19 protein-coding genes, 2 tRNA genes and 1 pseudogene are annotated in these 24,455 nt (G+C 65.4%); 13 read left to right on the top strand and 9 right to left on the bottom strand.

Annotation, left to right across the window (positions count from 1 at the left end):
- Position 1 precedes the first annotated feature (1 nt).
- The gene (locus K3148_RS10245; protein ID WP_221424713.1) at positions 2–526 is read left to right on the top strand and encodes a PepSY-associated TM helix domain-containing protein; all 525 of its coding nucleotides are present in this window, start codon (positions 2–4) and stop codon (positions 524–526) included.
- Here K3148_RS10245 and K3148_RS10240 read toward each other — a convergent pair.
- From K3148_RS10240 to K3148_RS10230, 3 genes are all read right to left on the bottom strand, one after another.
- Entirely contained in the window at positions 523–2,640 is a 2,118-nt protein-coding gene (locus tag K3148_RS10240; protein WP_247711685.1) for a TonB-dependent receptor, read from the bottom strand. The two genes, K3148_RS10245 and K3148_RS10240, sit on opposite strands and share 4 nt — an antisense overlap.
- A 61-nt stretch (positions 2,641–2,701) precedes the next feature.
- Entirely contained in the window at positions 2,702–6,004 is a 3,303-nt protein-coding gene (locus K3148_RS10235) for a VPS10 domain-containing protein (protein ID WP_221424711.1), read from the bottom strand.
- A 117-nt stretch (positions 6,005–6,121) separates the two neighbouring features.
- Entirely contained in the window at positions 6,122–6,535 is a 414-nt protein-coding gene (locus tag K3148_RS10230; protein ID WP_221424710.1) for a hypothetical protein, read from the bottom strand.
- A gap of 180 nt (positions 6,536–6,715) precedes the next feature.
- Between K3148_RS10230 and K3148_RS10225 the strand changes: the two genes are divergently transcribed.
- The 5 genes from K3148_RS10225 (at position 6,716) to K3148_RS10205 (ending at position 10,668) form a co-directional block, all read left to right on the top strand.
- A complete protein-coding gene (locus K3148_RS10225) occupies positions 6,716–7,129 on the top strand; it encodes a holin family protein (RefSeq protein ID WP_221424709.1) in 414 nt (137 codons plus the stop codon).
- Between the two features lie 24 nt (positions 7,130–7,153).
- Entirely contained in the window at positions 7,154–7,588 is a 435-nt protein-coding gene (locus K3148_RS10220) for a type II 3-dehydroquinate dehydratase (RefSeq protein ID WP_221424708.1), read from the top strand.
- Positions 7,589–7,662: 74 nt separating this feature from the next.
- Complete coding sequence (accB, locus tag K3148_RS10215) at positions 7,663–8,163, top strand: acetyl-CoA carboxylase biotin carboxyl carrier protein (RefSeq protein ID WP_221424707.1); 501 nt, start codon at positions 7,663–7,665, stop codon at positions 8,161–8,163.
- A 3-nt stretch (positions 8,164–8,166) separates the two neighbouring features.
- Positions 8,167–9,516 carry an acetyl-CoA carboxylase biotin carboxylase subunit gene (gene accC / locus K3148_RS10210; RefSeq protein ID WP_221424706.1) on the top strand — a complete coding sequence of 450 codons (1,350 nt, stop codon included), beginning with the start codon at positions 8,167–8,169 and terminating at the stop codon, positions 9,514–9,516.
- Positions 9,517–9,558: 42 nt separating this feature from the next.
- Complete coding sequence (locus K3148_RS10205; protein ID WP_221424705.1) at positions 9,559–10,668, top strand: DUF3616 domain-containing protein; 1,110 nt, start codon at positions 9,559–9,561, stop codon at positions 10,666–10,668.
- A gap of 10 nt (positions 10,669–10,678) precedes the next feature.
- Here K3148_RS10205 and K3148_RS10200 read toward each other — a convergent pair whose 3' ends face one another.
- Both K3148_RS10200 and K3148_RS10195 read right to left on the bottom strand, forming a co-directional pair.
- Positions 10,679–11,107, bottom strand: coding sequence for a GFA family protein (locus K3148_RS10200; protein WP_221424704.1), 429 nt, complete (start codon positions 11,105–11,107; stop codon positions 10,679–10,681).
- A complete protein-coding gene (locus K3148_RS10195) occupies positions 11,104–11,565 on the bottom strand; it encodes an Lrp/AsnC family transcriptional regulator (RefSeq protein WP_221424703.1) in 462 nt (153 codons plus the stop codon). The genes K3148_RS10200 and K3148_RS10195 overlap by 4 nt, the downstream gene beginning before the upstream one ends.
- A 241-nt stretch (positions 11,566–11,806) precedes the next feature.
- Here K3148_RS10195 and K3148_RS10190 point away from each other — a divergent pair, with 241 nt between their 5' ends.
- The 6 genes from K3148_RS10190 to K3148_RS10165 all read left to right on the top strand — a co-directional run bounded on the left by K3148_RS10190 (position 11,807) and on the right by K3148_RS10165 (position 17,741).
- A complete protein-coding gene (locus K3148_RS10190; RefSeq protein ID WP_221424702.1) occupies positions 11,807–13,513 on the top strand; it encodes a sensor histidine kinase in 1,707 nt (568 codons plus the stop codon).
- Between the two features lie 79 nt (positions 13,514–13,592).
- Positions 13,593–13,669: transfer RNA gene (locus K3148_RS10185), tRNA-Ile, on the top strand.
- A gap of 33 nt (positions 13,670–13,702) precedes the next feature.
- Positions 13,703–13,779: transfer RNA gene (locus K3148_RS10180), tRNA-Pro, on the top strand.
- Positions 13,780–13,808: 29 nt separating this feature from the next.
- On the top strand, positions 13,809–15,170 hold the full coding sequence (locus tag K3148_RS10175) for an MATE family efflux transporter (RefSeq protein WP_221424701.1): 1,362 nt from the start codon (positions 13,809–13,811) through the stop codon (positions 15,168–15,170).
- Between the two features lie 37 nt (positions 15,171–15,207).
- Entirely contained in the window at positions 15,208–16,590 is a 1,383-nt protein-coding gene (locus K3148_RS10170) for a DUF1800 domain-containing protein (protein WP_221424700.1), read from the top strand.
- 2 nt (positions 16,591–16,592) lie between these two features.
- A complete protein-coding gene (locus tag K3148_RS10165; RefSeq protein ID WP_221424699.1) occupies positions 16,593–17,741 on the top strand; it encodes a DUF1501 domain-containing protein in 1,149 nt (382 codons plus the stop codon).
- Here the strand turns inward: K3148_RS10165 and K3148_RS10160 are convergent.
- From K3148_RS10160 to K3148_RS10145, 4 genes and pseudogenes are all read right to left on the bottom strand, one after another.
- Positions 17,738–18,964: a GGDEF domain-containing protein gene (locus tag K3148_RS10160; RefSeq protein ID WP_221424698.1), complete on the bottom strand. Its 1,227-nt coding sequence runs from the start codon at positions 18,962–18,964 to the stop codon at positions 17,738–17,740. The two genes, K3148_RS10165 and K3148_RS10160, sit on opposite strands and share 4 nt — an antisense overlap.
- Positions 18,965–19,098: 134 nt before the next feature.
- Complete coding sequence (locus K3148_RS10155; RefSeq protein WP_221424697.1) at positions 19,099–20,454, bottom strand: M20/M25/M40 family metallo-hydrolase; 1,356 nt, start codon at positions 20,452–20,454, stop codon at positions 19,099–19,101.
- Positions 20,455–20,493: 39 nt separating this feature from the next.
- A pseudogene (locus K3148_RS10150) lies at positions 20,494–21,378 on the bottom strand (UDP-glucuronic acid decarboxylase family protein).
- 101 nt (positions 21,379–21,479) lie between these two features.
- Entirely contained in the window at positions 21,480–22,655 is a 1,176-nt protein-coding gene (locus tag K3148_RS10145; protein WP_221424696.1) for a glycosyltransferase, read from the bottom strand.
- Between the two features lie 122 nt (positions 22,656–22,777).
- On the opposite strand from K3148_RS10145, the gene ettA reads away from it, so the two are divergent.
- The gene (ettA, locus tag K3148_RS10140) at positions 22,778–24,451 is read left to right on the top strand and encodes an energy-dependent translational throttle protein EttA (RefSeq protein WP_221424695.1); all 1,674 of its coding nucleotides are present in this window, start codon (positions 22,778–22,780) and stop codon (positions 24,449–24,451) included.
- Positions 24,452–24,455 lie beyond the last annotated feature (4 nt).

The following is a 24,455-nucleotide window of genomic DNA, read 5'->3' as shown; positions in this document are numbered from 1 at the left end:
GATGAACGCGAAGAAGCTTATCCGGCAGGTCCACTACTGGCTTTCGCTGGCGGTGTTCCTGCCGGCCGGGATCATGTTCTTCGCGGGTATCGTCCTGATGCTGAAAAAGGACGTCGACTGGATCCAGCCGCCGACGACGCGCGGGGTGGCGGAAGCGCAATTGCCCGGTGCCTCTTTCGAGCAGATGGTCGCGGCCGCGCGCCAGCATCCGCAGGCGGGCATTGCCGACTGGTCGGACATCGACCGCATCGACCTGCGCGTCGATCGCGGAATCGCAAAGCTGCGCGCCAAGTCCGGCTGGGAGGTGCAGGTCGATACCCAGACCGCCGAAGTCCTCCACGTTGCCTATCGCCGATCCGATCTGATCGAGACGATCCACGATGGCTCGTTCTTCACGGACGGGGTGAAATATTACGTGTTCCTGCCCACCGGCATCCTGCTCATCGTGATGTGGGGAACGGGCATCTACCTCTTCCTGCTGCCGCGCATGGCCAAGCGGCGCAAGGCCAAGAAGGCTGCGCTCTAGAAGCTGAAACGCAGTCCTGCGCGGACGTGGCGGCCCGGCTCGTTGGTCCCAGAACCATGCACGCGGTACGCTTCGTCAAGCAGGTTCTCCAGCGCCAGCGTGGCCTCGATCCGTTCGGCCAGTTGGATTCCAGCGGCAAGGCCGAGCAGGGCGTAACCGGGCGTGCCGGCGGGCGGGATGCGTTCGCGATCGAGCAGGTCGCCGCTGCTCAATTCGTCCGCCCGGCCCGCCAGCCGCAGATCGGCGCGCAGCCAGTGCGTGTCTCGCTCCCACTTCAGCGCAAGATTGGCAGTGAGCGGCTGGATGCGGCTGATCGGTTCGCGCACCTCCCCGCCGGTCGTCGGCGAGGTCAGATGGCCTTCAAGCCATGTTGCATTACCCTGCAACGACAGGGCGGAGGTGAGTCTTGCGCGCGCGGTCAGTTCGACGCCGTTCACCCGGCCAGAGGCGGCGTTCTGCTTGGCGACCTCGACCAGCCCCTCGCGCATCCGCCCGGTCGGGACGGTTTCGATGTAGTCGATGAGCGCGGTGGTGTAGGCGCTGGCGCCCAGCTCCAACGCATCGCCTTCGTATCGCCAAGCGAGTTCGAACGTGTCGAAGCGTTCCGGCCCAAGGTCGGGGCTGGCGACTTCGATCTCGGTCGAACGGCTCGCGCCGAAGCGGCTGAGGTCGGCGATATTGGGCGCGCGAAAGGCGCGGCCGTATCCGGCCCAGAGCCGGTGAGCACCCACGCGGTATTGCGCGCGCAGCGTGCCCGAAAGGTCGGACCAGTCGCCTTTAAACGAGCGCGCCTCGCCCGTGACCGGATCGGCGAAGGTGCCGATGCGTGCGGCGACACGGGAGAAGCGCAGGCCGGCCTCCAATTTGAGGCGCTCGCCAAGCAGCAGGTCGACACGTCCGAAGACGCCCGCCTGCGCGTAGCTCGCATCGTCCCCCACCGGTCCTTGCAGGCGGCGGCGCACGATGCCGCGCAGCGGGTCGGTGTCGGTGCGCGCGCTGTCCACGCCCTCGTGACTGAGGTCGAAGCCGTACATGACCGAGGCGGTTCCGGGCGGGGCGACCGCCACAGCGCTGAGGGCGGTCAGGTCGGAATCGAAGGATTGCAGCACGCGCCGCCCATCGCCCCGCACCCGCAGTTCGCTCTCGCGGCGAGTCTGGCGGGAGAGTGTGACCTCGAGATCGTCAAGCCAAGCCCGCCCCGGTTCTCCGTTCAGCTTGGCGTAGGTGAGGCTGCGAATGTGGTCCTTTTCGCGGCTCCGATCATCGCCAGCCACGGTCCTTTCGAAGGGCACGGCGAAAAGGGTCGAATGGGTGCGCGGCACGTCGTCCTGCCACAGCGTCTGGTGCGCGAATGTCGCGGTCCAGCCGGGCGAGAGGACCACATCGAGCCGCCCGTCCGCCGCCGCCTCGCGATAGCCGGTGTAGGGCTGCCGCCCGAAATCCGCGGCTCGGATATCGCCATAGTCGCGTGCGGTGACGCCGCCGCGAAAGCCCCATTTGCCGCCCTCGCCCAAATCGATGGCCGTGCGCGAAACGAGGCTGGCATCGCCGCTGGACGCCCGCAAAACCTGTTCGCCGCCCACATAGGCGCCCTCCTTCCCGAACAGCGCTGGCGCGCGCGTGGACAGGGCGAGCGTACCGCCGACTGCCTCGCTGCCGTAAAGCGCAGATGCAGGTCCGGCGACCAGCTCGATGCGCTCCAACGTGAAGGGATCGACCTGCGCGAAATACTCGTTCGCCCCGTCGCGATAGGTCGCGTTGTTGTAACGGATGCCGTCGATCACCAGCAGCGTGCGGTTGCCGGTGAAGCCGCGAATGTAGGGAGAGCCGTGTCCCGCCGCGGTCTTCTGCACCATCACGCCGGGAATCTCGTCCAGCGCCTCGGGCACGGTGCGCGGCAAGTCCCGCTCCAGCGCCTCGAAATCGATCACGCTGACGGTGTAGGGTTCGTCCGCTAGCACCGCTTCCATGCGCGTGCCGGTGATGACGATGGGCTCGCTCTCCGATTGGGGTTCGGGCGGTCCGACCTCCTGCGCATGAGCAGGAACGGCGGCGGCAAGCCCCGCCGCCGAAAGGCAAAGCGCCGCGCGAAATGTCCCGTCCTGCCGCGTCATCACCCTATGCCGTCCTGCCGCCCGCGAAGCCGGCCCATGCCGACCTCGCGAGGCGCTCGCCCTAGCTGCCTTGCGGCAGGTCGGGAATGCCGCTGCCCGGCGTGTAGGGCGCACCCAGCGCTTCCAGCCGGTCGGCCAGCGCCTGCATCGAGGCTTCCGCCCCGCGCAGTTGGCCGATGACCTGGGCAAGCTCGCGCTCGGCAATGTCCAGCGCGGCCCGTTCCGATCCGGTCACCGGCGAGGTGTGCGACCAGCCGCCATAACGGATCGCGCCGAGGCGGCCCATGATGCCGACCGGCGCCGCCTCGTTGCGCCCCCCGATGGTGCTATCGCCATAAAGCGCGGTGGCTGCATCGGCGAGAACGCCCCCGAGCCGGCGGATTTCGCCCCGCTCTGCATCGGTCGGCGCGTCCACCGCATCGACCGCAATCTTCATATGCGCCAGCCGGTCGTTCATTTCACGCAAGGCGGAAGAGGTGCCCGTGCCCGTCCGCACGAGGTCGGCGGTGCGCTGCTGGAAGGCGAGCACGGCGGCGCGATCCTCGGCCGCTTCGGGACTGCGTTCGAGCGGCTTCACCGTGAAGCTCTGCGGCCCGGCCAGCTGGGTTTCCACCCCGTCGACGCGCTTGGAGAGTGTGACGCTGTATTGCCCCGGCAGGACCAGCGGGCCGCCCGCAGGCGCGCCAAAGAGTGACTCACCGGCACCGCCCAGCGACACCGGATCGGGCGCGGAATAGCGCAGGTCCCAGGCAACGCGATGCAGGCCCTTGGCGTGCGGACCGGTCATGCGGCGCACGATATTGCCGCTCGCATCGCGGATCGTGAAGACCATGGCTGGCGCGGTCTCGCGGTCTTCCAGCCGCAATTCCTCCCACGAGGGATAGGGCGTGTCGCCGCCATCCTTGGCGATCTTGGCCTCTGCCTCGCGCCGCATTTCGGCGCGCGACTTGAGGCCGTCGCGCAGGTGATAGGTGAAGACCGCACCGAAGGGCGGGTTGTCGGCATACCAGAAATCGGCCCCGTTGAAGGACTGCGGACCGCCGAAACCGCCCCACAGATCGCCTTCGATATAGAGCCAGGGATCGCGCACGCCGAACAGCGTCGCTTCCTGTCCCTTCACCGCGGCAGGCGAGGTGCGCAGCGGCGAATAATCGTCGAGAATATAGACCCCGCGCCCGAAGGTGCCGACGACGAGGTCGTTCTCGCGCCGCTGGATTTCGATATCGCGCACCGAGATGGTGGGGAAATTGCCCTTCATCTGGTGCCACCTGCCGCCACGGTCCTGCGAATAGAACAAGCCGTATTCGGTGCCGACGAAGAGCAAGTTCGGATCGCGGTGATCCTCGGCAAAGGTGTGCGCCGTGCCGCGCCCCGGCAAATTGGCGGTGATGGCGGTCCAGCTGCGGCCACGGTCGGCGGTGCGGTAGACGTAGGGTTTGTCGTCGCCGCGCTTGTGGTTGTCGAATACGGCATAGGCGACATTGGCGTCGTGGTTGGAGGCGACGATGTCCTCCACCAGGCTCATGTCGGGCACGCCGCGAAATGCGGTGCTGCGCCGCCAGGTCGCCCCGTTGTCTTCGGTGACGGAGATCACGCCGTCATCGGTGCCGACATAGATGAGGCCGCGCTCCACCGGGCTTTCGCTGAGCGCAATCGCCGCGCCGTAGATCGAGGTCGAGTTGTTCTTGGCAATCGCGTCCACGCTCCACACGCGGCCCATGACTTCAAGCGCGTTGCGGTCGATCTGACGGGTGAGATCTGGGCTGATCTTGCGCCAGCTGTTGCCGCGATCGTCGGACGCGAAGAGGTATTCGGCCGCGTAATAGATACGGTCGGGATTATGCGGGCTGATGAGCAGCGGGGTGTTCCAGTTCCACTTGTAGGCCGGCTCGCCCGCCTCGGGCTGCGGGGTCAGCGGCACACGCTCCTGCGTGCGGCGATCGTAGCGGTTGAGGCCGCCGTACTGGTACTGGGTGTAGACGATGTTGGGATCACGCGGGTCGATCTGCGGCTTGTAGCCGTCACCGCCCAGGATGACGTGCCAGTCGGAATTGACGACGCCGTGCTTGTTGGTCGTGCGCGAGGGACCGCAGAGCGAATTGTTGTCCTGCGTCCCGCCGCAGACATTGTAGAACGGCGCGGCGTTGTCGGGCTGGATGCGGTAGAACTGGACCACGGGCAGGTTCTGCATATGCCGCCACAGCGTGCCGCCATCCCAGGTCTCGTAGACGCCGCCGTCGCCGCCCATCAGCATATGATCGGTATTGTCGGGATCGATCCACAGCGCGTGGTCGTCGACATGGCGGTGCGCGGCATTGAGGTCGGCGAAAGTCTTGCCGCCATCGGTCGAGCGCTTGGAGAAGGTGTCGAGCGAATAGAGCGTGTCGGGATCGTGCGGGTCGACGACCAGCTCGTTGTAATATTGCGGGCTGGTGGTCATGTGGCCCGAGCGTTTCTCCCAGCTCTGGCCGAAATTGCGTGAGCGGTAGACGCCCTGCGTGTCGTCGGTCCCCTCGATGATGGCATAGACCGTGTCGGGATCGCTCGGCGCGGAGGCGATGCCAATGCGCCCGAGATCGCCGCCCGGCAGGCCGGAGGACACCTTGCTCCAGCTTTCGCCGCCGTCATTCGTGCGGTGGATGCCGGAAGACGGGCCGCCGTTGATCAGCACCCAGACATGCCGCCGCCGCTGGTAGGAGGAGGCGACGATCTGGTCGTGGTCATCCGGGTGGACGACGAATTCGTTTATGCCGGTGTTCTCGTCGATTTCGAGGATGCGGTCCCAGCTCTTGCCGCCATCGGTGGTCTTGTAGAGGCCGCGGTCGCCCCCCGGGCTCCACAAGGGCCCTTGCGCGGCGACGATCACCGTGTCGGCGTCCTCCGGGTCGATCCAGATCTGGCTGATGTGGCCCGAGGCCTTGAGCCCCATATTGGTCCAGCTCTTGCCGCCATCGCTCGACTTGTAGACCCCGTCGCCGGCGGCAACCGACCGCTGCGCGTTGTTCTCGCCCGTGCCGACCCAGATGATGTCGGGATCGGAAGGCGCCAGCTCGACCACGCCGATGGCGTAGCTGCCTTCGGAATCGAAGATGGGCTTCCAGGTCGTCCCGTTGTTCTCGGTCACCCACAGGCCGCCCGATGCGGTGGCGACGAGGTAATGGTGGTCGCCATCGGGAAAGACCGCAAAGTCGGAAATACGCCCGCTGGGATAGGCCGGGCCAATGGCGCGCAAGGGAAGCGAGGCCAGCGGATTGGCCTCCGCCTTGTCCGAGCCTTGCGCAAGGGCGGGCGCGGTCAGGCCCGTTCCTGCAAGCAGCATCGCGGCAAGCGCCGTGCAAATGGAACGACCGGAAACGACAGCCATGATTACCCCCCTCGAATTGCCTCTCGGGCGCGATCTTAGCGCGCGGTCTGGCATCCACAAGCGGGAGTATCGGGGAAACTGGTTTTGCGTTGGGCGCGCGGCGACGCGCCACCGGGATCAGCCCGGGCTTTTCGCGTTCTCGCCGCCGCTGGCCGCAATGAGGCCGGTGGCGAGGAAACCGGTGACGAGACCGACGCCGGTCATTCCATCTCCGAACAGTCCTCCGCCTGCGCTTTGCGGGTCGGCGTAGACAGCGGCGATGCAGCTCTGTTCTTCGGACCAGTCGAGCCAGTCCTGCCAATTGTAGAGATCGCCGTCATTGGCCGCGCGATAGCTTTTGCCGGCAAAACGCCAGTCCTGCGGGTCGTTGCCTGCCTCCAGCCACTCGCGATATTCTTCCGAGTAAATGTCGCAGTCCCAGTCTTCGGGTACGGCCAGTGCGCCCTCTGCAGAAGAGGAGATGGCGTCGTCCTGCTCGCCTGAAACCTGCGCAAGCGCAGCGTTGGCCGCAAGCGAACCTGCGGCAGCCAAAACGAACAGCGGTGCAAATCGGCGCATCACGGCGGTTACTCGGACCTTTACCTCTGCTCTCCCTGTAGCGCAGAGGTGTGAAATTTCAATGACCAACGCGCGGGGCATCCCCTGACGGTCATCGAAAAGGCTTTCCTACGCTAACCCATATGGTTCATTGGGCAGGAAGGAGGAACACAAATGGCACTCATCGAATCGCTCATCGGCCCCATCGCCTCGATCATCGACAAGATCATCCCCGACAAGGAAGCGCGCGCAAAGGCCAAGCTGGAGCTGCTCGCGCTGGAAGGCACGCACGAATTGAAAGCCATCGAGGCGCGCCTGTCCGCCATCGTCGCCGAGGCTAATTCGCGTGATCCTTGGACCAGCCGCGCGCGGCCGAGCTTCCTTTATGTGATGTACACGGTGATCCTGTTTTCGCTCCCCATGGGCGTCCTCGCCGCCTTCTCCCCCCAGGCCGCGCAGGACATCGGCAGCGGCATCACCGCCTATCTGCGCGGCCTGCCCGACGAGCTCTACGCCCTCTTCGGCACCGGCTACCTCGGCTACACCGCCGCGCGCCAGTGGGGAAAGGCGAAGGGGCTGGAAAGGTGAGCCGGGCGCGCTAAGACACGGGCCATGACCAACACCGTCTTCGTCCTCAACGGCCCCAACCTCAATTTGCTCGGCACGCGCGAGCCGGAGATTTACGGCACCGAGACGCTCGCCGATATCGAGACCATGCTGCACGAGCAGGCCGGGCCGCTGGGGCTGGAGATCAGTTTCCACCAGACCAACCACGAAGGCCAGCTGGTCGACTGGCTGCACGAGGCGAACCGGCAGGACGCGAAGGCTGTATTGCTCAACGCCGCCGCCTATACGCACACTTCCATCGCGCTGCTCGATGCCATTAAGGCCATTGCGGTTCCGGTCATCGAAGTGCACCTCTCCGATCCCTCCACCCGCGAGGAATTTCGCCATGTCTCCTATGTCGGCATGGCGGCAGCCGATTGCGTGCAGGGATTGGGCCCGCGCAGCTATGCCGTAGCGTTGGACAAGGCCGCCGCGCTCTAAATAAGCCCCCTCCCCCTTGTCTTGCGCGCGCGGCTCACGCATAGGCGCGTGCAATAACTGACAAGGGACCATTCATGGCCGAACGTAAAGGTAACGCCGGAAAATCCGGCATGGACGTCGACACCTCGCTCGTGCGCGAACTCGCCGAGATGCTGGGCGACACCGGGCTCACCGAAATCGAAGTCGAGGATGGCGACCGCAAGATCCGCGTATCGCGCGGTGGCGGCGTGGCGATGGCCGCAGCGCCTGCACCGATGGCAGCACCTGCACCCGCAGCCGCCGCACCGGCTCCGGCAGCCCCTGCTCCGGGTAACGACCCCGCGCCCGCAGCAGCCGACACCGCCGGCGCGATCAAGTCGCCCATGGTCGGCACCGTCTATCTCGCCCCGGAACCGGGCGCGTCGGACTTCGTCAGCGTCGGCGACAGCGTGAAGGAAGGCCAGACCCTCCTCATCGTGGAAGCCATGAAGGTCATGAACCCGATCACCGCCGACAAGGCCGGTACGGTCAAGTCGATCCTCGTCGAGAACGCCCAGCCGGTCGAATTCGACCAGCCGCTCGTCGTCATCGGGTAAGCCATGGGCATTTCACGCATCCTCATCGCCAATCGCGGCGAAATCGCGCTGCGCATCCACCGCGCCGCGCACGAGATGGGTATCGAGACGGTCGCGGTGCATTCCACCGCCGACGCCGATGCCATGCACGTCCGCCTTGCCGACCACGCCGTGTGCATCGGTCCGCCGGCCGCCGCCGACAGCTATCTCAACATCGCCAACATCATCTCGGCCGCCGAAATCGCGCAGGCCGATGCGATCCACCCGGGCTACGGCTTCCTCTCGGAAAACGCCAAGTTCGCCGAGATCGTCGAAGCCCACGACATCAAGTGGATCGGACCCAAGCCCGAACATATCCGCACCATGGGCGACAAGGTCGAAGCGAAGAAGACCGCCGGTGCGCTGGGCCTGCCGCTTGTGCCCGGTTCCGACGGCGCTGTCGCGACGGTCGAGGAAGCGCGAGCAATCGCCGCGGAAATCGGCTTCCCGGTCATCATCAAGGCCGCCAGCGGCGGCGGTGGCCGCGGCATGAAGGTCTGCGAAAGCGAAGACCAGCTCGAAACGCTGATGAAGCAGGCGGGCAGCGAGGCGAAGGCCGCTTTCGGCGACGCCACCGTCTATATCGAAAAATACCTCGGCGATCCGCGCCACATCGAATTCCAGGTCTTCGGCGATGGCAATGGCAACGCCATCCATCTGGGCGAGCGCGACTGCTCGCTCCAGCGCCGCCACCAGAAGGTGCTCGAAGAGGCCCCCTCCCCCGTGCTGGGCGAGGAAGACCGCATGCGCATGGGCGAAGTCTGCGCACAGGCCATGCGCGACATGGGCTATCGCGGCGCGGGCACGATCGAATTCCTGTGGGAAAACGGCGAGTTCTACTTCATCGAGATGAACACCCGCCTTCAGGTCGAACACCCGGTGACCGAAGCCATCACCGGCGTCGACCTGGTGCGCGAGCAGATCCGTATCGCCGACGGCAAGCCGCTGTCGGTGAAGCAGGACGAGATCGAGTTCAAGGGCCATGCGATCGAATGCCGCATCAACGCGGAAGACCCGTTCACCTTTGCGCCGAGCCCGGGCAAGATCAGCTATTACCACCCCGCCGGCGGCATGCATGTGCGCGTCGATAGCGGGCTCTACGCCGGCTATTCGATCCCGCCCTATTACGACAGCATGATCGCCAAGCTGATCGTCTACGGCCGCAACCGCGAAGGCTGCATGATGCGGCTGAAACGCGCGCTGGAAGAAATGGTGGTCGAAGGCGTGAAAACCTCGATCCCGCTCCACCAGGCCCTGCTCGAACAGGACGACGTGAAAAGCGGCGACTATTCGATCAAATGGCTGGAAGAATGGCTGAAAGAGCGGGACGCATAAGTCCCCGGTGAACCAATCGGCAGGGTCATGGGTTCAATGCCCATGACCCTCAAGCCCCAGCCCTTCACCAACAGCGACGACCTGCCCGCCCCGCGCGAACCGGTCGGGCATCTGAAGCTCAAGTTCTCCGGCGATGCGCACGAAGATGAGCATCCCATCCACGACATCTCCGCCAGCGCCTTTTGCGGCGAGACGCTCTTCGTGGCGGGTGACGAGGCGCATGGGGTCGAACGGCTGACCCCCGGCCAATACGGCTGGTACGAGAACCACACGCGCTATCCGCTCAAGGACTTCATCGACCTGAAGGACCCGGAGGAGGAGATGGACATCGAGGGGCTGGCCGCGATCGACGGCTGGTTGTGGGTGACCGGCAGCCATTCGCGCACCCGCCCCGATCCGCGCGACGACGGGGCAGAACCCGATTGCATCGACCTGGAAAAGCTGGCCGACTTGAAGGACACCCGCCCGCGCTGCGTGCTGGCGCGCATCCCGCTGCTCTATGACGAGGACGGCCATGCCGTACCGGTCAAGGAAGACGGGGACCGCCGCGCCGGGCTGGTCTCGCAAAAGGCGAAATACGGCAGCAAACTGGGGCGCTACATGGCGAAGGACCCGCTGGTCGGCCCCTCGCTGCGCATGGCGGCCAAGGAAGGCGGTTTCGATATCGAGGGCATCGCCGCCGCCGGGCCGGAGCGCATCGCATTGGGACTGCGCGGCCCGGTCATCCAGACCTTTGCCCTGCTGCTCGAACCGCAGATCGAGCCCAAGGAGAGCGGCAAGCTTCACCTGCCCGGCAAGCCCTTCAAGCGGCTGATGGATCTGGGCGGCCTCGGCATCCGCGACCTGCTGCTCGATGGCGACGACCTGCTGATCCTTGCCGGACCCACGCAGGACCTCGACGGACGCTGCGCGATCTACCGCTGGAACGACTGGGTGAACGAGGAACCAGAGGACGAGGAAACGGTCAAGCTGCATCGTCCCGAGCGGCTGTTCGACCTCCCCGTCAAGTTGGACGCTGACCACCCGGAGGGCATCGAATTCTTCACCGACGAGGATGGAAACCGCCGCCTGCTGGTGTTTTACGACAGCCCCAACCCCGACCGGCTCGATCTCGACGAGGGCACGATTCTGGCGGACTTGTTCGAGATCTGAGGCGCGGCCATCAGTCGAAGGTGAAACCGGCGGCCTTGGCCTCGGCGATCACTTCCTCGCCGCTCTGGCGGGGATGGTCGCCCTGCAGCCGGCACCAGTCCGCCGCTTCATCGACGAGGATTTCCTTCTCGATGCCGAGCTTCGCCGAACCATCGAATAGGCCAGCCGAAAAGCTGCGATTGCCGGTCGGCTTGAAGCGCCACCAGATATTCGTCCCGCATTTCGAGCAAAAGGCCCGCTCGCCCCAATCGCTCGAAGCGTAGGCGGTGATTGACTCCTCACCGCCGAGCGTGAAGCTGTCCCCCGCCAAGGCCGCGTAGAAAGCCCCGCCCCAGCGGCGGCACATGGTGCATTGGCAGATTTCAAGTTCGTCCTTGGCGCCTAAAAGCTCCACCGTGACCGCACCGCCGAGGCAATGGCCGGTCAGGGTCTTGCTCATAGCGGGACGCCGGGATCGTTCTTGCTGGTGCGGATCGTCAGCGAGGTCTTCACGCTCGCCACATTGGGCGCGGGCGTCAGCTTGCTGGTCAGGAATTCCTGGAAGGCCTGCAGGTCGCGGCTGACGATCTTGATGATGAAGTCGATCTCGCCGTTGAGCATGTGGACTTCGCGCACTTCGGGCAGATCCTTCATCGCAGCCTCGAATTCGCGCAGCGCGTCTTCCGCCTGGCTCTTCAGGCTGACCATGGCGAAGACGGTGATCGAGAAGCCCAGCTTCGACGGGTCGAGATCGGCGTGGTAGCCGCGGATCACGCCCTCTTCCTCCAGCGCGCGGACGCGGCGCAGACAGGGCGGCGCGGTCAGGCCGACGCGATGCGCCAGCTCGACATTGGTGATTCTGCCTTCATCCTGCAGTTCCGACAGCAGGCGACGATCGATATCGTCGAGATTGGCCATGGCGATTCTTCCCCGTTCAGACGGCATGCCAAGGGGATCGTTTTGCGCACATGAAATGTTGGAAGTGCGCAACCATCCGATTGGCTAACATTATTATCTTTGCCAGCAATCGTCCCACATTGCAACGCAGGAGAGCGTGCAGCTGGGGTAAATGGCCGCTTAACTATATCTGTTGAGCCTGGATGAGGGCAGATGTGCGATGGCCCATCCTCCATACTCGCGCCCTTTAGCCGGAGACTGAATGCATTTCGACGACCGCCTTGCCACTGTGCTGCGCTTGCGCGCAACCGGCGAGCGTGCGGCGAAGACGCAGTTCCGCCAGCTCATCGACTTGCTCGGCGAGCGGCCGCAGGCCGGCGATCGTGCGTTGAAGGCTGCGGCATACCTCCGCCTGATCGCGCTGGGCGAGATGATCCCGGCCAAGACCCGCGCGGCAATCGTGGGCGAGAGCGGCTGGCGCTTCCGCAATCCCGAACTCGTCAAATGGTTCGGCGAGGCGCATCCCCATGTCGCCGCCGCGGCGCTCTATCGCGCGCAATTGCGGGGCGGCGAGTGGGCCGAACTCATCCCGAAGCTGCCAATCCGTGCGCGCGGCTTCCTGCGCCATCGCCGCGATCTGCCGCGCGAGGCGGTGGAGGTACTCGACCGGCTTGGCGTGTCCGACCGCGCCCTGCCCGAACCCGAACCGCTCGAGCTGATGGAAGAGCTCGCCCCGCCGACCGAAAGGCCCCGGCCGGAGATCGAGGACACCCAGCCCGCTACCGAAGAATCCGCGCCGCCCGCCGCGCACGAGCCGCGCAGCGCGCCGGGAAAGGACGACGTGCGCTCGCTGGTCGAACGGATCGAAGGCTTCCGCCGCGCGCGCGCATCCGGCGCCGCTCCGCCCGCCAGCGATGCCGAGGCCCCGCGCCTGCCGATGGGCGACGAGGACCGGGGCGAACCCGGACCTCTCGAACACTTCATCTTCAGCGCCGATTCGCGCGGCCGGGTCGACTGGGCCGAGGGCTCTACCGCGCCCATGATCGTGGGCACCGACCTGAAGACGCTCGGCTCCAGCGCGCTGGTCGATGCCATCAGCCGCCGCCAGCCCTTGAGCAACCTGCGCATCGCCCTGCGCGGCGCACCGCGCATTGCGGGCGAGTGGATCCTCGACGCCACCCCGCGCTTCACCCGCAACGAAGGCCGCTTCTTCGGCTATGTCGGGCGCCTGCGCCGGGTCGCTGCCGAGGTGGCCGACGGGCGCGAGGCTGCCGCCGACCGCCTGCGCCAGCTGCTCCACGAGCTGCGCACGCCGGTCAACGCCATGCAGGGCTATGCCGAGATCATCCAGCAGCAGATGATCGGCCCGGTCCCGCACGAATACCGCAGCATCGCCGCCACCATCGCGGGCGATTCGGCGCATATCCTTGCCGGTTTCGACGAGCTCGACCGGCTGGCCAAGCTCGAGGCGGGCGTGCTCGAACTCGAAGCGGGCCACTGCGATTTCGCCGCCATTGCGCGCCGCCAGGTCATGCAGTTGCAGACCGTGCTGAGCCCGCGCGTGGCGCGCTTCGATGCGCATCTGGGCGATGCTAGCGCCCCGCTCGCTCTCGACCAGTCGGAAGCCGAGATGCTCGCCTGGCGCCTCCTCGCCACGATCGCCGGGGCCACGGCGGCGGGCGAGACGATCCGCCTCGACCTCGACACCGCCGGCGACCAGATCGAATTCGCCACCACCCTGCCCGCCACCCTGCGCGAGGCGGAGGACGTGTTTTCGGTCGAAACGCGGCCCAGCACGGGCGCGCTGAGCGCCGGGATCTTCGGCGCGGGCTTCTCGCTGAGGCTGGCGCGCGCGGAGGCCCGTTCCTCGGGCGGCGAGCTGCTGCGCGATGGCGACCGGCTGGTGCTGTCGCTCCCGCTGCTGACCGCCGCCGAGACCGCGCCCGCGCCCGAAAACGCCGCGGGATAGGCAAATTTGCCCTTTCGCTGCTTGCCTCGCGCCAAGGGCGGCGCTAGGCGGCGGTTTCGCCTTCTCGGATGGTTGGCGGGGGCCCGTAGCTCAGTTGGTTAGAGCTGGCCGCTCATAACGGCTAGGTCGCGGGTTCGAGTCCTGCCGGGCCTACCAACAGCCGTCCGGTCAGAAGTTCGACGTACGTGTCGGGGAGTGGCGCAGCCTGGTAGCGCACCTGTTTTGGGTACAGGGGGTCGCAAGTTCGAATCTTGTCTCCCCGACCACACGTTGAACATTGCAAGGGAGTGAGCGAGTGACCGCCACCACCGCCTCCCCTCCCACCCCTCTCGATACGCGCGCCATCTGGGCGATTGCCCTGCCTGCCATGGTGACCAATGTCGCCACTGCGCTGATCGGCATCGGCGACATCTGGATTGTCGGGCGGCTGGGCGATGCGCCGACGCAAGGTGCGGTCGACGTGGGCGCGCGGCTGTTCGCCGTCCTCTTCACGGTGATGAACTTCCTCAAGACCGGCACCACCGGGCTGGTGGCACAGGAAGGCACGCGCTCGGGCGCCGAGGCGCAGGCGCTGGTGCTGCTGCGGGGACTGATCATCGGCCTCGCCATCGCCGCGCTGCTGATCCTCGCCAAGCCGCTGCTGCTGCCTCTGGCGCTGGACGCTTTAGGAGCGAGCGGCGCGGTGCGCGAGGCGGCGGGGGTTTATGCGGACATCCGGTACTGGAGCGCGCCCGCGGTCATGGCGAATTTCGCGATGATCGGCTTCCTCGTCGGCCAGCGCCGGATGAAGACGGTGCTGCTGGTGGAGGTCGCCTACAACCTCCTCAACGTCGGGCTGGGCCTGTGGTTCGTGCTCGGCCTCGACTGGGGCATCGCCGGGATCGGCTGGTCGAGCTTCATCGCCGAATACGCCAAGCTTGCCGTGCTGGCCGCGATCATGCTCGGCGGGGCGCAGGGCGCCGTGCTGGTGGCGCGGGCCAGGGCGGGCGGGGTGGCCAAGCTGGCCGAGCTGCGCCCCTTCCTTACCGTCAATCGCGACCTCTTCCTGCGCACGGTGGTGCTCGTGGTGGCTCTGGCCGGGATCACCCGCCTTTCGGCCGAGCGCGGCGCGGTGGTGCTGGCGGCAAACGGGATCATCTACCAGCTCTTCATCTTCACCGCCCTGCTGCTCGACGGGTTCGAGAACGCTGCGCAGGTATTGAATGGCGAGCGCGCGGGCGCGCACGACCGGCGCGGTTTCATCTTCTATATCCGCGCGATCCTGTGGCGCGGCATGGTCGCCGCCGCGCTGGTCGCTGGCGGCTTCTTCCTGCTCGCCGACCCGATCTTAGCCAGCTTCGCCGCGACCGAGGCGGTCCGGATCGAGGCGCAGGCGCTGGCGCCCTGGCTGGTGGTCATCCCCTTCCTCGGCCTGGCCGGCTTCGTCCTCGACGGGGTCTATGTCGGGGCGAGTTGGACGCACAGGCTGCTGCTGACGATGATCGGCGCGGCGATTGTCTACGCGCTGGCGCTATGGGTCAGCTGGCCGCTGGGAAGCCACGGATTGTGGCTTTCTTTCAGCCTGTTCCTCGTCGCGCGCGCCGCGTTACAGGTGGCATTCATGCCCGGCCTCCTAGCAAGGCACTTCAGCGGCGGGGGACCAAAACGGGCGGCGTGAGTTGCCCTGACTGAAGGAACGGACAAGAACCGACGCCATGACCCCACTCGCCATCGCCCTCAACCGCTTCGGCCTCGGCTATCGCCGGGGCGATGCCCTGCCGAGCGATCCGCGCGCCTGGCTGGTCCGGCAGATCGAGGCCTATCGGCCCTCACCTTCAGAAGTTGCCGGACGCGCCATTGGCGCCAAAGCCGTCCGGCGTGCGGTAGAAGCCACCTACACCTTTCGCTCGATGCGCGACGAAGCAGAAGGCAAGGAACGTAGTCTTCTTCTGAAGGAGCGCCGAAAGGCAGTCCGTGCCTCCGTAAACGGTGACATTGCCATACGAGCTCGTCTGGCATTTGCGACAGATACACCGTTCATGGAGCGGATGGTCCATTTTTGGGCAAATCATTTCGCCGTGTCGTCAGACAAATCGCAAGTGCCCATGCTGCTTGCGCCTTATGAATTCGGTGCAGTCCGACCGCATGTCAACGGTTTCTTCGTCGATCTTTTGAAAGCGGCCGCTTTGCATCCAGCGATGCTGGCTTACCTTGATCAGTTTCGATCGCTTGGACCTTCCAGCTCGGCAGCGAAATACCGCACTCGCAAAAGGCAGAGTAAGAGGGGCTTCAACGAGAACCTGGGGCGCGAGATACTTGAATTGCACACACTCGGTGTCGACGGTGGGTATTCGCAAAATGATGTGACCGAACTGGCCTTGGCCTTGACCGGTTGGACTATCGAGGGCATTCCTTACGCCGATAAAGCCGTGCCACAGGGTCGCGGCGCGTCGTTTTTCGACTGGTTCCACCAACCGGGACAGCGGATCGTTCTTGGCCGTCGCTATATTGACAACGGCGCGGGCCAAGCGATCGCTATTCTTGAGGATCTTGCTCGCCACCCTTCAACCGCACTGTTCGTTGCAGAAAAGCTAGCGCGCCATTTTGCGGGCGATGCACCTCCGAAGGCACTCGTGGAGCGACTGAGTTCCACGTTCACGAAAACCGACGGCCATTTGCCGAGCGTGTATTTGTCCCTGATTGATTCTCAAGAATGCTGGGAGCCGGGACCGGTTAAGTTCCGCCAGCCTTGGGAATGGGCAATCGCAATGCTGCGCGCAGGAGGGGAAGTTTCCCAGATTGATGGGAATTTTGCCGGGATGATGCGCGCACTGGGACAAGAGGTTTGGAAACCTAGATCTCCCGCAGGGTGGGACGACAGGGAAGGTGGCTGGGCTGCGCCCAGTTCGTTACTTCGGAGGGTGGAGGCAGCCGAGCGGTTCGCCGCCGAAATGCGACTCGAAGACACGCGCGCGCTCGCCGAAGCCATGTTCCCCGGCTCGCTGTCCGAGAGCACGATGCAAACCATTCGATGGGCCGAAAGCAACGAGATGGGGTTTGCCCTGCTGCTCGTATCGCCCGAAATGATGCGGAGATAGCGATGCTGACACGACGCACCATGCTGGCCGGATCGATGGCAGGGGCGAGCCTTGCCGCCCTTGGCCCCAAGTTCGCCTTCGCCCGCGCGGCGAGCGAGAAACGCCTGCTCGTCCTCGTGATGCGCGGGGCGACTGACGGGCTGGCACTCGCCGCACCGCTGGCCGATCCCGCCTACCGCCAGCACCGTGCCCGCTGGGTCAAGGCCTATGCCGGTGCGCCCAAGCTCGACGGGATGTTCTCGCTGCATCCGCGGCTGGCTGAGGTGGGCAAGCTCTATGCCGATGGCGAGGCGCTTGTCGCGCACGCCGTGGCGACCGATTATCGCGAACGCTCGCATTTCGACGCGCAGAACCTGCTCGAGACAGGCGGCACGCAGCCCTTCCAGCGCCGCGACGGCTTTCTCAACCGCTTCCTCGGTCTCGCCGGCGGCGGCGAACTTCCGGCCATAGCCCTGGCATCCGCCCTTCCGCTGGCCCTGCGCGGCGACAATCCGGCCTCGACCTACGCCCCCAGCCCGTTGCCCAAGGCGAGCGAGGGACTGATCGAGCGGCTACCCGACCTCTATTCCGCCGACTCGCAGCTGGCCGCGCTGTGGCAGGCGGCGCAGCAGGCCGACGGGATTGCCGACGCTTCCGACATGCGCAATCTCGCGCGCGCCACCGACGTCGGCGTGCTCGCCGCGCGTATGCTGCGCGATCCGCAAGGCGCGCGGATAGCCATGGTCGATTTGCCCGGCTGGGACAGCCACGCCAACCAGATGGGGATGCTCGACAATCGCTTCCGCCAGCTCGACGGGCTCATCGCCGAGTTCCGCAAGGGCATCGGCCCTGTGTGGAAGGACACGCTCGTGATGGTCGTTACCGAATTCGGCCGCACCGTCGCGATGAACGGGACCAACGGCACCGACCACGGCACGGGTAGCGCGGCGCTGCTGCTGGGCGGTTCGGTGCGCGGCGGCAGGGTCGTGGCCGATTGGCCGGGCCTAGCGCCGCAAAACCTGTTCGAACGTCGTGATCTAATGCCGACCCAGTCGCTGGAAGCGCTCATGGCCGGCGCGATGGCCGACCATTACGGGATGGATGCGGAAAAGGTGATGCGTGAGCTGTTTCCGAACCGCACGGCGCGGCCCGTCGAGGGCCTGCTGGCCTAGGCGCTAGCGGCCCGGGGCTTGTCCTCGGGATGATCCGCGAGGGCGGCGCCCAGTTTCGAAACGCTGGCGAGCGCCTTCTTGTGCTCGATCCGCACGGTGCGGTTCCGCCCCTCTTGCTTGGCGGTGTAGAGCGCAGCGTCGGCTCGGGCGAAGACCTTGCCGTATCCCTCGCCCTCGTTACGCCCGGCCACGCCGAAGCTGGCGGTGAGGCGGTGGTCTTCGGGCATGCCCTCGACCTGCGTTTCCGCGAAGCGTTTGCGGATGCGTTCGGCCATGGAGATTGCCGCTTCGCCGTCGCAATTCCACGCGAGAACGCAGAATTCCTCGCCGCCGATGCGGCCAGCGATGTCGGTATCGCGGATGGTGTCCTGGACGACCGTCCCGAAGGCGGCGATCGCCTTGTCGCCGACCTGGTGGCCCCAGACGTCGTTGACCGCCTTGAAGTGATCGATGTCCGCGACGACCAACGAAACCGGAACGCCTTCCAGTTTGGCCTTTTCGACCTGTGCGATGACATCCTGCTCGAAGGCGCGGCGCGTGCGCAGCCCCGTAAGCAAGTCGAGCTCGGCGCGTTCTCTGACCGATTTGATCTGATCGTAAACGCAGGCGCCGATCAGGATCATCGCGTTCAAGAGCGAAACGACCGTCACCGAGAGGTTGAGCACCGAATAGTAAATGGAATCGCGATAGGCGTCGGCCGCGATCTGGTTCTCGATCAGCAAGGTCAGCGAAGGCCGGATGAGGAACTGTGCCGCCGAGAGCGCCTGCATGGCGATGATCAGCTTGTCGATCGCATCGCGGCGAGCCGTGCCGAGCAGGATCATCAAGGTGACGACCTTGATCACACCATAAGCGCTGTTGATGATCACCAACCTCGGTCCGACGTCCGGCGTTACGACGACCGCCACGGCCAGGGTCAGCGCAGCGAGCACGTAGATGCCGAAAAAGACACCGAGCATCGGGGGCTGGCCTGCGCGCTGGGCCAAGCCCCATGCGCCCGTCACCAAGGCTATGGTGTAGAAGAACTGGGTAACATGCCAGGTATAGAATGCCGCCGTGTCGAGCACGTGCGTAACCATGAAGCCGATTGCGAAAAAGACGTAGCTGAGCGCGAAAGCGAGAACATAGTTCCCCATCTTCCCCCGGTGCCACATGACCAGGAAAAGCACGAAGAACACCGCCGCCATGGTAGGCGTGATGAGACCGATGATCTGTTCCCTCATTAGGTCGCCCCGACCTCCTTACCCCCATTGCTTTACGCGAGTACCCTTAACGGCGCGTAAAGAATTGGCGCGTGCTTACAAGTTTCGGGACGGAATTCCGACCCAAATCTGTACCAAATCGGGATTTTTCCGGATTAGTTGCCACTCGACAACACAATCGGCTCCGCCCGGTTGGCCAGCACGCCGACCACGGCGGTCCACACCGCGACGTTCTGGCGCAGCTGTACCGGATCGATCTTGTCGAGCGTATCGTCCGCCGTGTGGTGGAGGTCGAAATAGCGCGTCCCGTCCTGCTGCAGGTCGATCAGCGGGCCCTTCTGGTCACGCACAAGGTTGAGGTCCGCACCGCCGGTCGCCGCGATCCGCGTGGGCGCCACGCCGAAGCGGGCGACGCTTGCCGCCAGCTCGGCATAAAGCGCCGAATCGCTGGCGGTAAAATTGGTTTCGAACCGCCATATGCGGTCCGCGCCGAAATCGCTTTCGAGGCCGACATAGATCGGCTCGTCCAGATGCGCTTCGCTATAGGCCTTGGAGCCCCACAGGCCGGTTTCCTCGGCGCCAGCGAAAAGCACGCGGATCGTACGCAGCGGCTGGCCCTGGGCGGCCACGTGCTTTGCCGCCGCGGCGATGATCCCGCAGCCGGCGCCATCGTCGATTGCGCCGGTGCCGAGGTCCCAGCTGTCGAGATGGCAGGCGAGCAGGACCGGCGGCAGCGAGGGATCGCGCCCGGTGATCTCGCCCACGACATTGCCGCTGCGCGTCATGCCGAGATCGCGCGGGGTCATGACCAGCTTCATGCGGATGGGCTGCCCCTCGGCGCGCGCGAACATGCGCTCCAGCGTGTCGGCATCGGGATTGGAAAGTGCGCCGGCCGGCGTGGGCTTCACGCCCTCGGCGAAGGTCGTCGTTCCCGTATGCGGCACGCGGTGGCTGTCGGTGCCGACCGAGCGGATGACCGTCGCCATTGCCCCCTTGCTCGCCGCCAGTGAGGGCGCCATCCAGCGCGCAGGGCCGGCAAAGCCGTAATGCGAGCCGTCCTGCGCGCGGCGCATATCGTGGCTGACGAAGGCGATCTTGCCCGCAAGGCTGCCCTCTTCGGCGGCTTGCAGGTCGGCGTAGGTCGGGAAATAGACGACTTCGGCTTCCAGCCCTTCCGGCCCGGTCGACGTGGTGGTCGAGAGCGCGGTGATCGCCATCGGCTGCGCGAAAGGCGCGGTCACTTCGGCGGTTTCCACACCGCGCACCCAGGTCGGCATGTCGAACGGCTCGTCGGCGACATTGGCGAAGCCGTTGGCCCTCAGCCATTGCATCGCCCAGACGCGACCGCGCGCTTCCTGCTCGGTACCGGGCATGCGCGGGCCGACTTCGGTGGTGATCCCCTCGACGAAATCCCACGCGATCGTGTCGCTTTCCAGCGCCAGATCAGCGCGGTCGGCATGGGCGGGAACGGAGAGCGAGAGCGCGGCGAGCGCGAGAAGCGACTTGTTCATGGGGCCGCTTGCTAACAGCGCCAGCGGCGATGCCAAGCCTCAATCGGCCTGCGCGTGTCCGCTTTGCTCGAAATATTCGATAGTCTTCGCAAGGCCTTCGCGCAGCTTGGTCGTCGCTTCCCAGCCGAGCAATTCGCGCGCCAGCGAGGTATCGGGCTTGCGGCGGCGCGGATCGTCCTGCGGCAGGGGCTTGTGCACCAGCTTCGATTTCCCACCGACAATGTCGAGCACGGTTTCGGCCAGCTCGAGCATGGAAAACTCGCCCTCATTGCCGAGATTGACCGGCCCCGTGGTATCGGCATCGGTCCCCATCATCCGCACACAGCCATCGACGAGATCGTCGACATAGCAGAAGCTGCGCGTCTGCTCGCCGTCACCGAAGATGGTGATGTCCTCGCCCCGCAAGGCCTGGAGGATGAAGTTGGAGACCACGCGCCCGTCGTTCGGGTGCATGCGCGGGCCATAGGTGTTGAAGATGCGGACGACCTTGATCGGCAAATCGTGCTGGCGGCGATAGTCGAAGAACAGCGTCTCGGCGCACCGCTTGCCCTCGTCTTAGCAGCTGCGCGGGCCGATCGGATGGACGTTGCCCCAATAGCTTTCGGGCTGCGGGTGCAGTTCGGGATCGGCATAGACCTCGCTGGTCGAGGCCTGCAGGACTGGCACGCGCAAACGCTGGGCAAGGCCCAGCATGTTGATTGCGCCGATGACGCTGGTCTTGGTCGTCTGGACCGGGTCGAACTGATAGTGGATCGGCGAGGCGGGACAGGCGAAATTATAGATCTCGTCCACTTCCACCGCCAGCGGCATGGTTATATCGTGGCGCAGCAGCTCGAAGCGCGGGTGGTCGAAGAGGTGGGCGATGTTGGCGCGCGCGCCGGTGAAGAAATTGTCGACGCACAGCACCTCGTGCCCCTCGGCGATCAGCCTGTCTCACAGATGCGAGCCGAGGAAGCCCGCCCCGCCCGTCACCAGCACGCGCTTGGTCAGCGAATAGCGCGCGAGCGCACCCGGTTTCGCGTCACTCATCCTTCCGAAATCTCCTGCCAGAATTTTAACGCGCGGCTCGCGCCTTCGCTCGTCGGATCGAACAGCGCCTCCACCGCGTCGGCGAACCGCTCGGTATCGCCCAGATGCGCGCGCTCTGCGGTCGCGTCCGAATAGCGCTGCCACGCCTGCTCGCTCTGCGACAGCGCCAGCATGGCCCGCGCGATGCTCTCGATAGATTGCGGCTCGACCACATATCCGTTGACGCCGTTGCGCACCAGCGCATCGCGCGATCCCACGGCCTGGCTGACGATGGAGGGCACGCCGAAAGCCGCCGCCTCGTTGACCACCAGCCCCCACTGCTCCTCGGTGCTGACGAGGCACAGCGCAAGCGCGCGGGCGAGCTGCTGCGAGACCGCTTCGGCCTTGAGGAAGCCGGTGAACTCCACCCCCTCGCCCGCCTGCGCCTTCAGATCGTCCGCCAGTTCGCCGTCCCCGGCCAGCACCAGCCGCCGCGCCGCAGCGCCTGCAAGTTCGCGATAGCGCGCATAGGCCGCCAGCAGCACGTTGAGGTTCTTCTTCGCCACGAAGCGGCCGACGAAAAGGAAATCGCGGTCCTCCCAGCGCACCGTCTCACCGCCGCCCTGAGCGCGTATGCGGTCCAGCCCCACCGTGTCGTAGCCCGGCACGATCGGCTTGTCCCCGAAGCCGAGGAACTGGAGATAGTCGCGCTGGCGCAAACCGCCGACGATGGCTGCCTTGTAGGGCGAGAGCAGCTTGGCCTTGGCCTGCTCGCGCGCCAGCCGCCGGGGAAAATCGTCGAACTTGCTCTCGGTCATCAGCACCATGCGCTTGCCCGCTGCGGCCAGCCGCCAGGACAGCGCGATGATGTCGGGCCGCGAATAGGGCACGCCCACGCAGACCATGTCGGCCCCGGCGAGCGCCTTCTTAGCCGCGCGATAGCGCTCCATCTTGCCGAGATCGTGATAGCTCTGCCCCGGGAACAGCGTGACATGGCGCGCGTGCTCGATCCCTTCGGCCGGCTCCCACGCATAAACCGCGCTGGTGGTCGCGTATTCCACCGCCAGCACCTCCGCCCGGCCCTTCAGCCGGCGCGCCACCGCTTCCACCCGGTCGACATGATAGGCGGCAAACTGCGCGAACAGGATCGCGACCTGCGGCAATTTGCTGTGCTGACCCGGCGTCTCGTCCATTGCCATGGTCGCCTAAGCCAGCCTCACGCCAATTGCCAGAGCGACCTTGCCGATTGCCCCCTTCGCGCCTATCTGGCCCACCAAACTTCCCCTCTTTGACGACACATCCAAGGATTCGCCCGATGGCCGCGCAATACGCCTTCGTCATGAAGGACATGACCAAGACCTTCCCCGGTGCCAACAAGCCGGTGCTCAGCAATATCAACCTGCAGTTCTACCAGGGCGCCAAGATCGGCATCGTCGGTCCTAACGGCGCAGGCAAGTCGACGCTGATCAAGATCATGGCCGGCATCGACAAGGACTTCACCGGCGAAGCATGGCCGGGCGAGAACATCACCGTCGGCTATCTGGAGCAGGAGCCCGAGCTCGACGAGAGCAAGACCGTGCTCGAAAACGTCAAGGACGGCGCGCGTGAAGTGGCCGACATGGTCGAACGCTTCAACGCCATCGGCATGGAAATGGCCGAGGAAGACGCCGATTTCGACGCGCTCAGTACCGAAATGGCCGAATTGCAGGACAAGATCGACGCGGTCGACGGCTGGACGCTGGACAACCAGCTCGAAGTCGCGATGGAAGCGCTGCGCTGCCCTCCCGGCGACTGGCCCGTCACCGATCTTTCGGGCGGTGAGAAGCGCCGCGTCGCGCTCACCCGCCTGCTGATCCAGAAGCCCTCGATCCTGCTGCTGGACGAACCGACCAACCACCTCGACGCTGAAAGCGTCCAGTGGCTCGAAAACCACCTCAAGGATTATGCGGGTGCGGTGCTGATGATCACCCATGACCGCTACTTCCTCGACAATGTGGTGGAATGGATCCTCGAACTCGACCGCGGGTCCTACTATCCGTACGAAGGCAACTACTCGACCTATCTGGAAAAGAAGGCCAAGCGTCTCGAGCAGGAAAGCCGCGAGGAAAGCGGCCGCCAGAAGGCCCTGTCACGCGAACTCGAATGGATCCGGCAGACGCCATCCGCGCGCCAGACCAAGTCCAAGGCGCGTATCCGCAAGTTCGAGGAACTCCAGGAAGGCCAGAAGGACCGCAAGCCCGGCAAGGCGCAGATCGTCATCCAGGTGCCCGAGCGTCTGGGCGGCAAGGTGATCGAGGCCAAGAACATCTCCAAGGCCTATGGCGACAAGCTGCTCTTCGAAAACCTCTCCTTCATGCTGCCTCCGGGCGGCATCGTCGGCGTGATCGGGCCGAACGGCGCGGGCAAGTCCACGCTGTTCAAGATCCTGACCGGCAAGGAAGAACCCGACAGCGGCACGGTGGAAATCGGTTCGACCGTCCACCTCGGCTATGTCGACCAGAGCCGCGACCACCTGAACCCCAAGAACAACGTCTGGGAAGAGATTTCGGACGGCCTCGACTATATGAAGGTCAACGGCCACGACACCTCGACCCGCGCCTATGTCGGCGCGTTCAACTTCAAGGGCGCGGACCAGCAGAAGAACGTCGGCAAGCTGTCGGGCGGTGAACGCAACCGCGTCCACATGGCCAAGATGCTGAAGGAAGGCGGCAACGTCCTGCTGCTGGACGAACCGACCAACGACCTCGACGTGGAAACGCTGGGCGCGCTGGAAGAGGCGATCGAAAACTTCGCCGGCTGCGCCGTGGTCATCAGCCATGACCGCTTCTTCCTCGACCGCCTCGCCACGCACATCCTCGCCTTCGAGGGCGACAGCCACGTCGAATGGTTCGAGGGCAACTTCGAGGCCTACGAGGAAGACAAGCGACGCCGCCTGGGCGACGCTGCGGATCGTCCGACGCGGTTGGCGTATAAGAAGCTGACTAGGTAGTCAC

The sequence above is a fragment of the Qipengyuania aurantiaca genome (genome assembly GCF_019711375.1).
Lineage (GTDB): Bacteria > Pseudomonadota > Alphaproteobacteria > Sphingomonadales > Sphingomonadaceae > Qipengyuania > Qipengyuania aurantiaca.
Note: the sequence above shows the minus strand (reverse complement) of the source record. Positions and strands in the feature narration are given on the sequence as shown.

Bases quoted from the DNA above. Each gene is read 5' to 3' on its own strand.
- K3148_RS10245 (WP_221424713.1), top strand. From the start codon at position 2: ATGAACGCGAAGAAGCTTATCCGGCAGGTCCACTACTGGCTTTCGCTG.
- K3148_RS10240 (WP_247711685.1), bottom strand. From the start codon at position 2,640: ATGACGCGGCAGGACGGGACATTTCGCGCGGCGCTTTGCCTTTCGGCG.
- K3148_RS10235 (WP_221424711.1), bottom strand. From the start codon at position 6,004: ATGGCTGTCGTTTCCGGTCGTTCCATTTGCACGGCGCTTGCCGCGATG.
- K3148_RS10225 (WP_221424709.1), top strand. From the start codon at position 6,716: ATGGCACTCATCGAATCGCTCATCGGCCCCATCGCCTCGATCATCGAC.
- K3148_RS10220 (WP_221424708.1), top strand. From the start codon at position 7,154: ATGACCAACACCGTCTTCGTCCTCAACGGCCCCAACCTCAATTTGCTC.
- accB (WP_221424707.1), top strand. From the start codon at position 7,663: ATGGCCGAACGTAAAGGTAACGCCGGAAAATCCGGCATGGACGTCGAC.
- accC (WP_221424706.1), top strand. From the start codon at position 8,167: ATGGGCATTTCACGCATCCTCATCGCCAATCGCGGCGAAATCGCGCTG.
- K3148_RS10205 (WP_221424705.1), top strand. From the start codon at position 9,559: ATGACCCTCAAGCCCCAGCCCTTCACCAACAGCGACGACCTGCCCGCC.
- K3148_RS10200 (WP_221424704.1), bottom strand. From the start codon at position 11,107: ATGAGCAAGACCCTGACCGGCCATTGCCTCGGCGGTGCGGTCACGGTG.
- K3148_RS10195 (WP_221424703.1), bottom strand. From the start codon at position 11,565: ATGGCCAATCTCGACGATATCGATCGTCGCCTGCTGTCGGAACTGCAG.
- K3148_RS10190 (WP_221424702.1), top strand. From the start codon at position 11,807: ATGCATTTCGACGACCGCCTTGCCACTGTGCTGCGCTTGCGCGCAACC.
- K3148_RS10170 (WP_221424700.1), top strand. From the start codon at position 15,208: ATGACCCCACTCGCCATCGCCCTCAACCGCTTCGGCCTCGGCTATCGC.
- K3148_RS10165 (WP_221424699.1), top strand. From the start codon at position 16,593: ATGCTGACACGACGCACCATGCTGGCCGGATCGATGGCAGGGGCGAGC.
- K3148_RS10160 (WP_221424698.1), bottom strand. From the start codon at position 18,964: ATGAGGGAACAGATCATCGGTCTCATCACGCCTACCATGGCGGCGGTG.
- K3148_RS10155 (WP_221424697.1), bottom strand. From the start codon at position 20,454: ATGAACAAGTCGCTTCTCGCGCTCGCCGCGCTCTCGCTCTCCGTTCCC.
- K3148_RS10145 (WP_221424696.1), bottom strand. From the start codon at position 22,655: ATGGACGAGACGCCGGGTCAGCACAGCAAATTGCCGCAGGTCGCGATC.
- ettA (WP_221424695.1), top strand. From the start codon at position 22,778: ATGGCCGCGCAATACGCCTTCGTCATGAAGGACATGACCAAGACCTTC.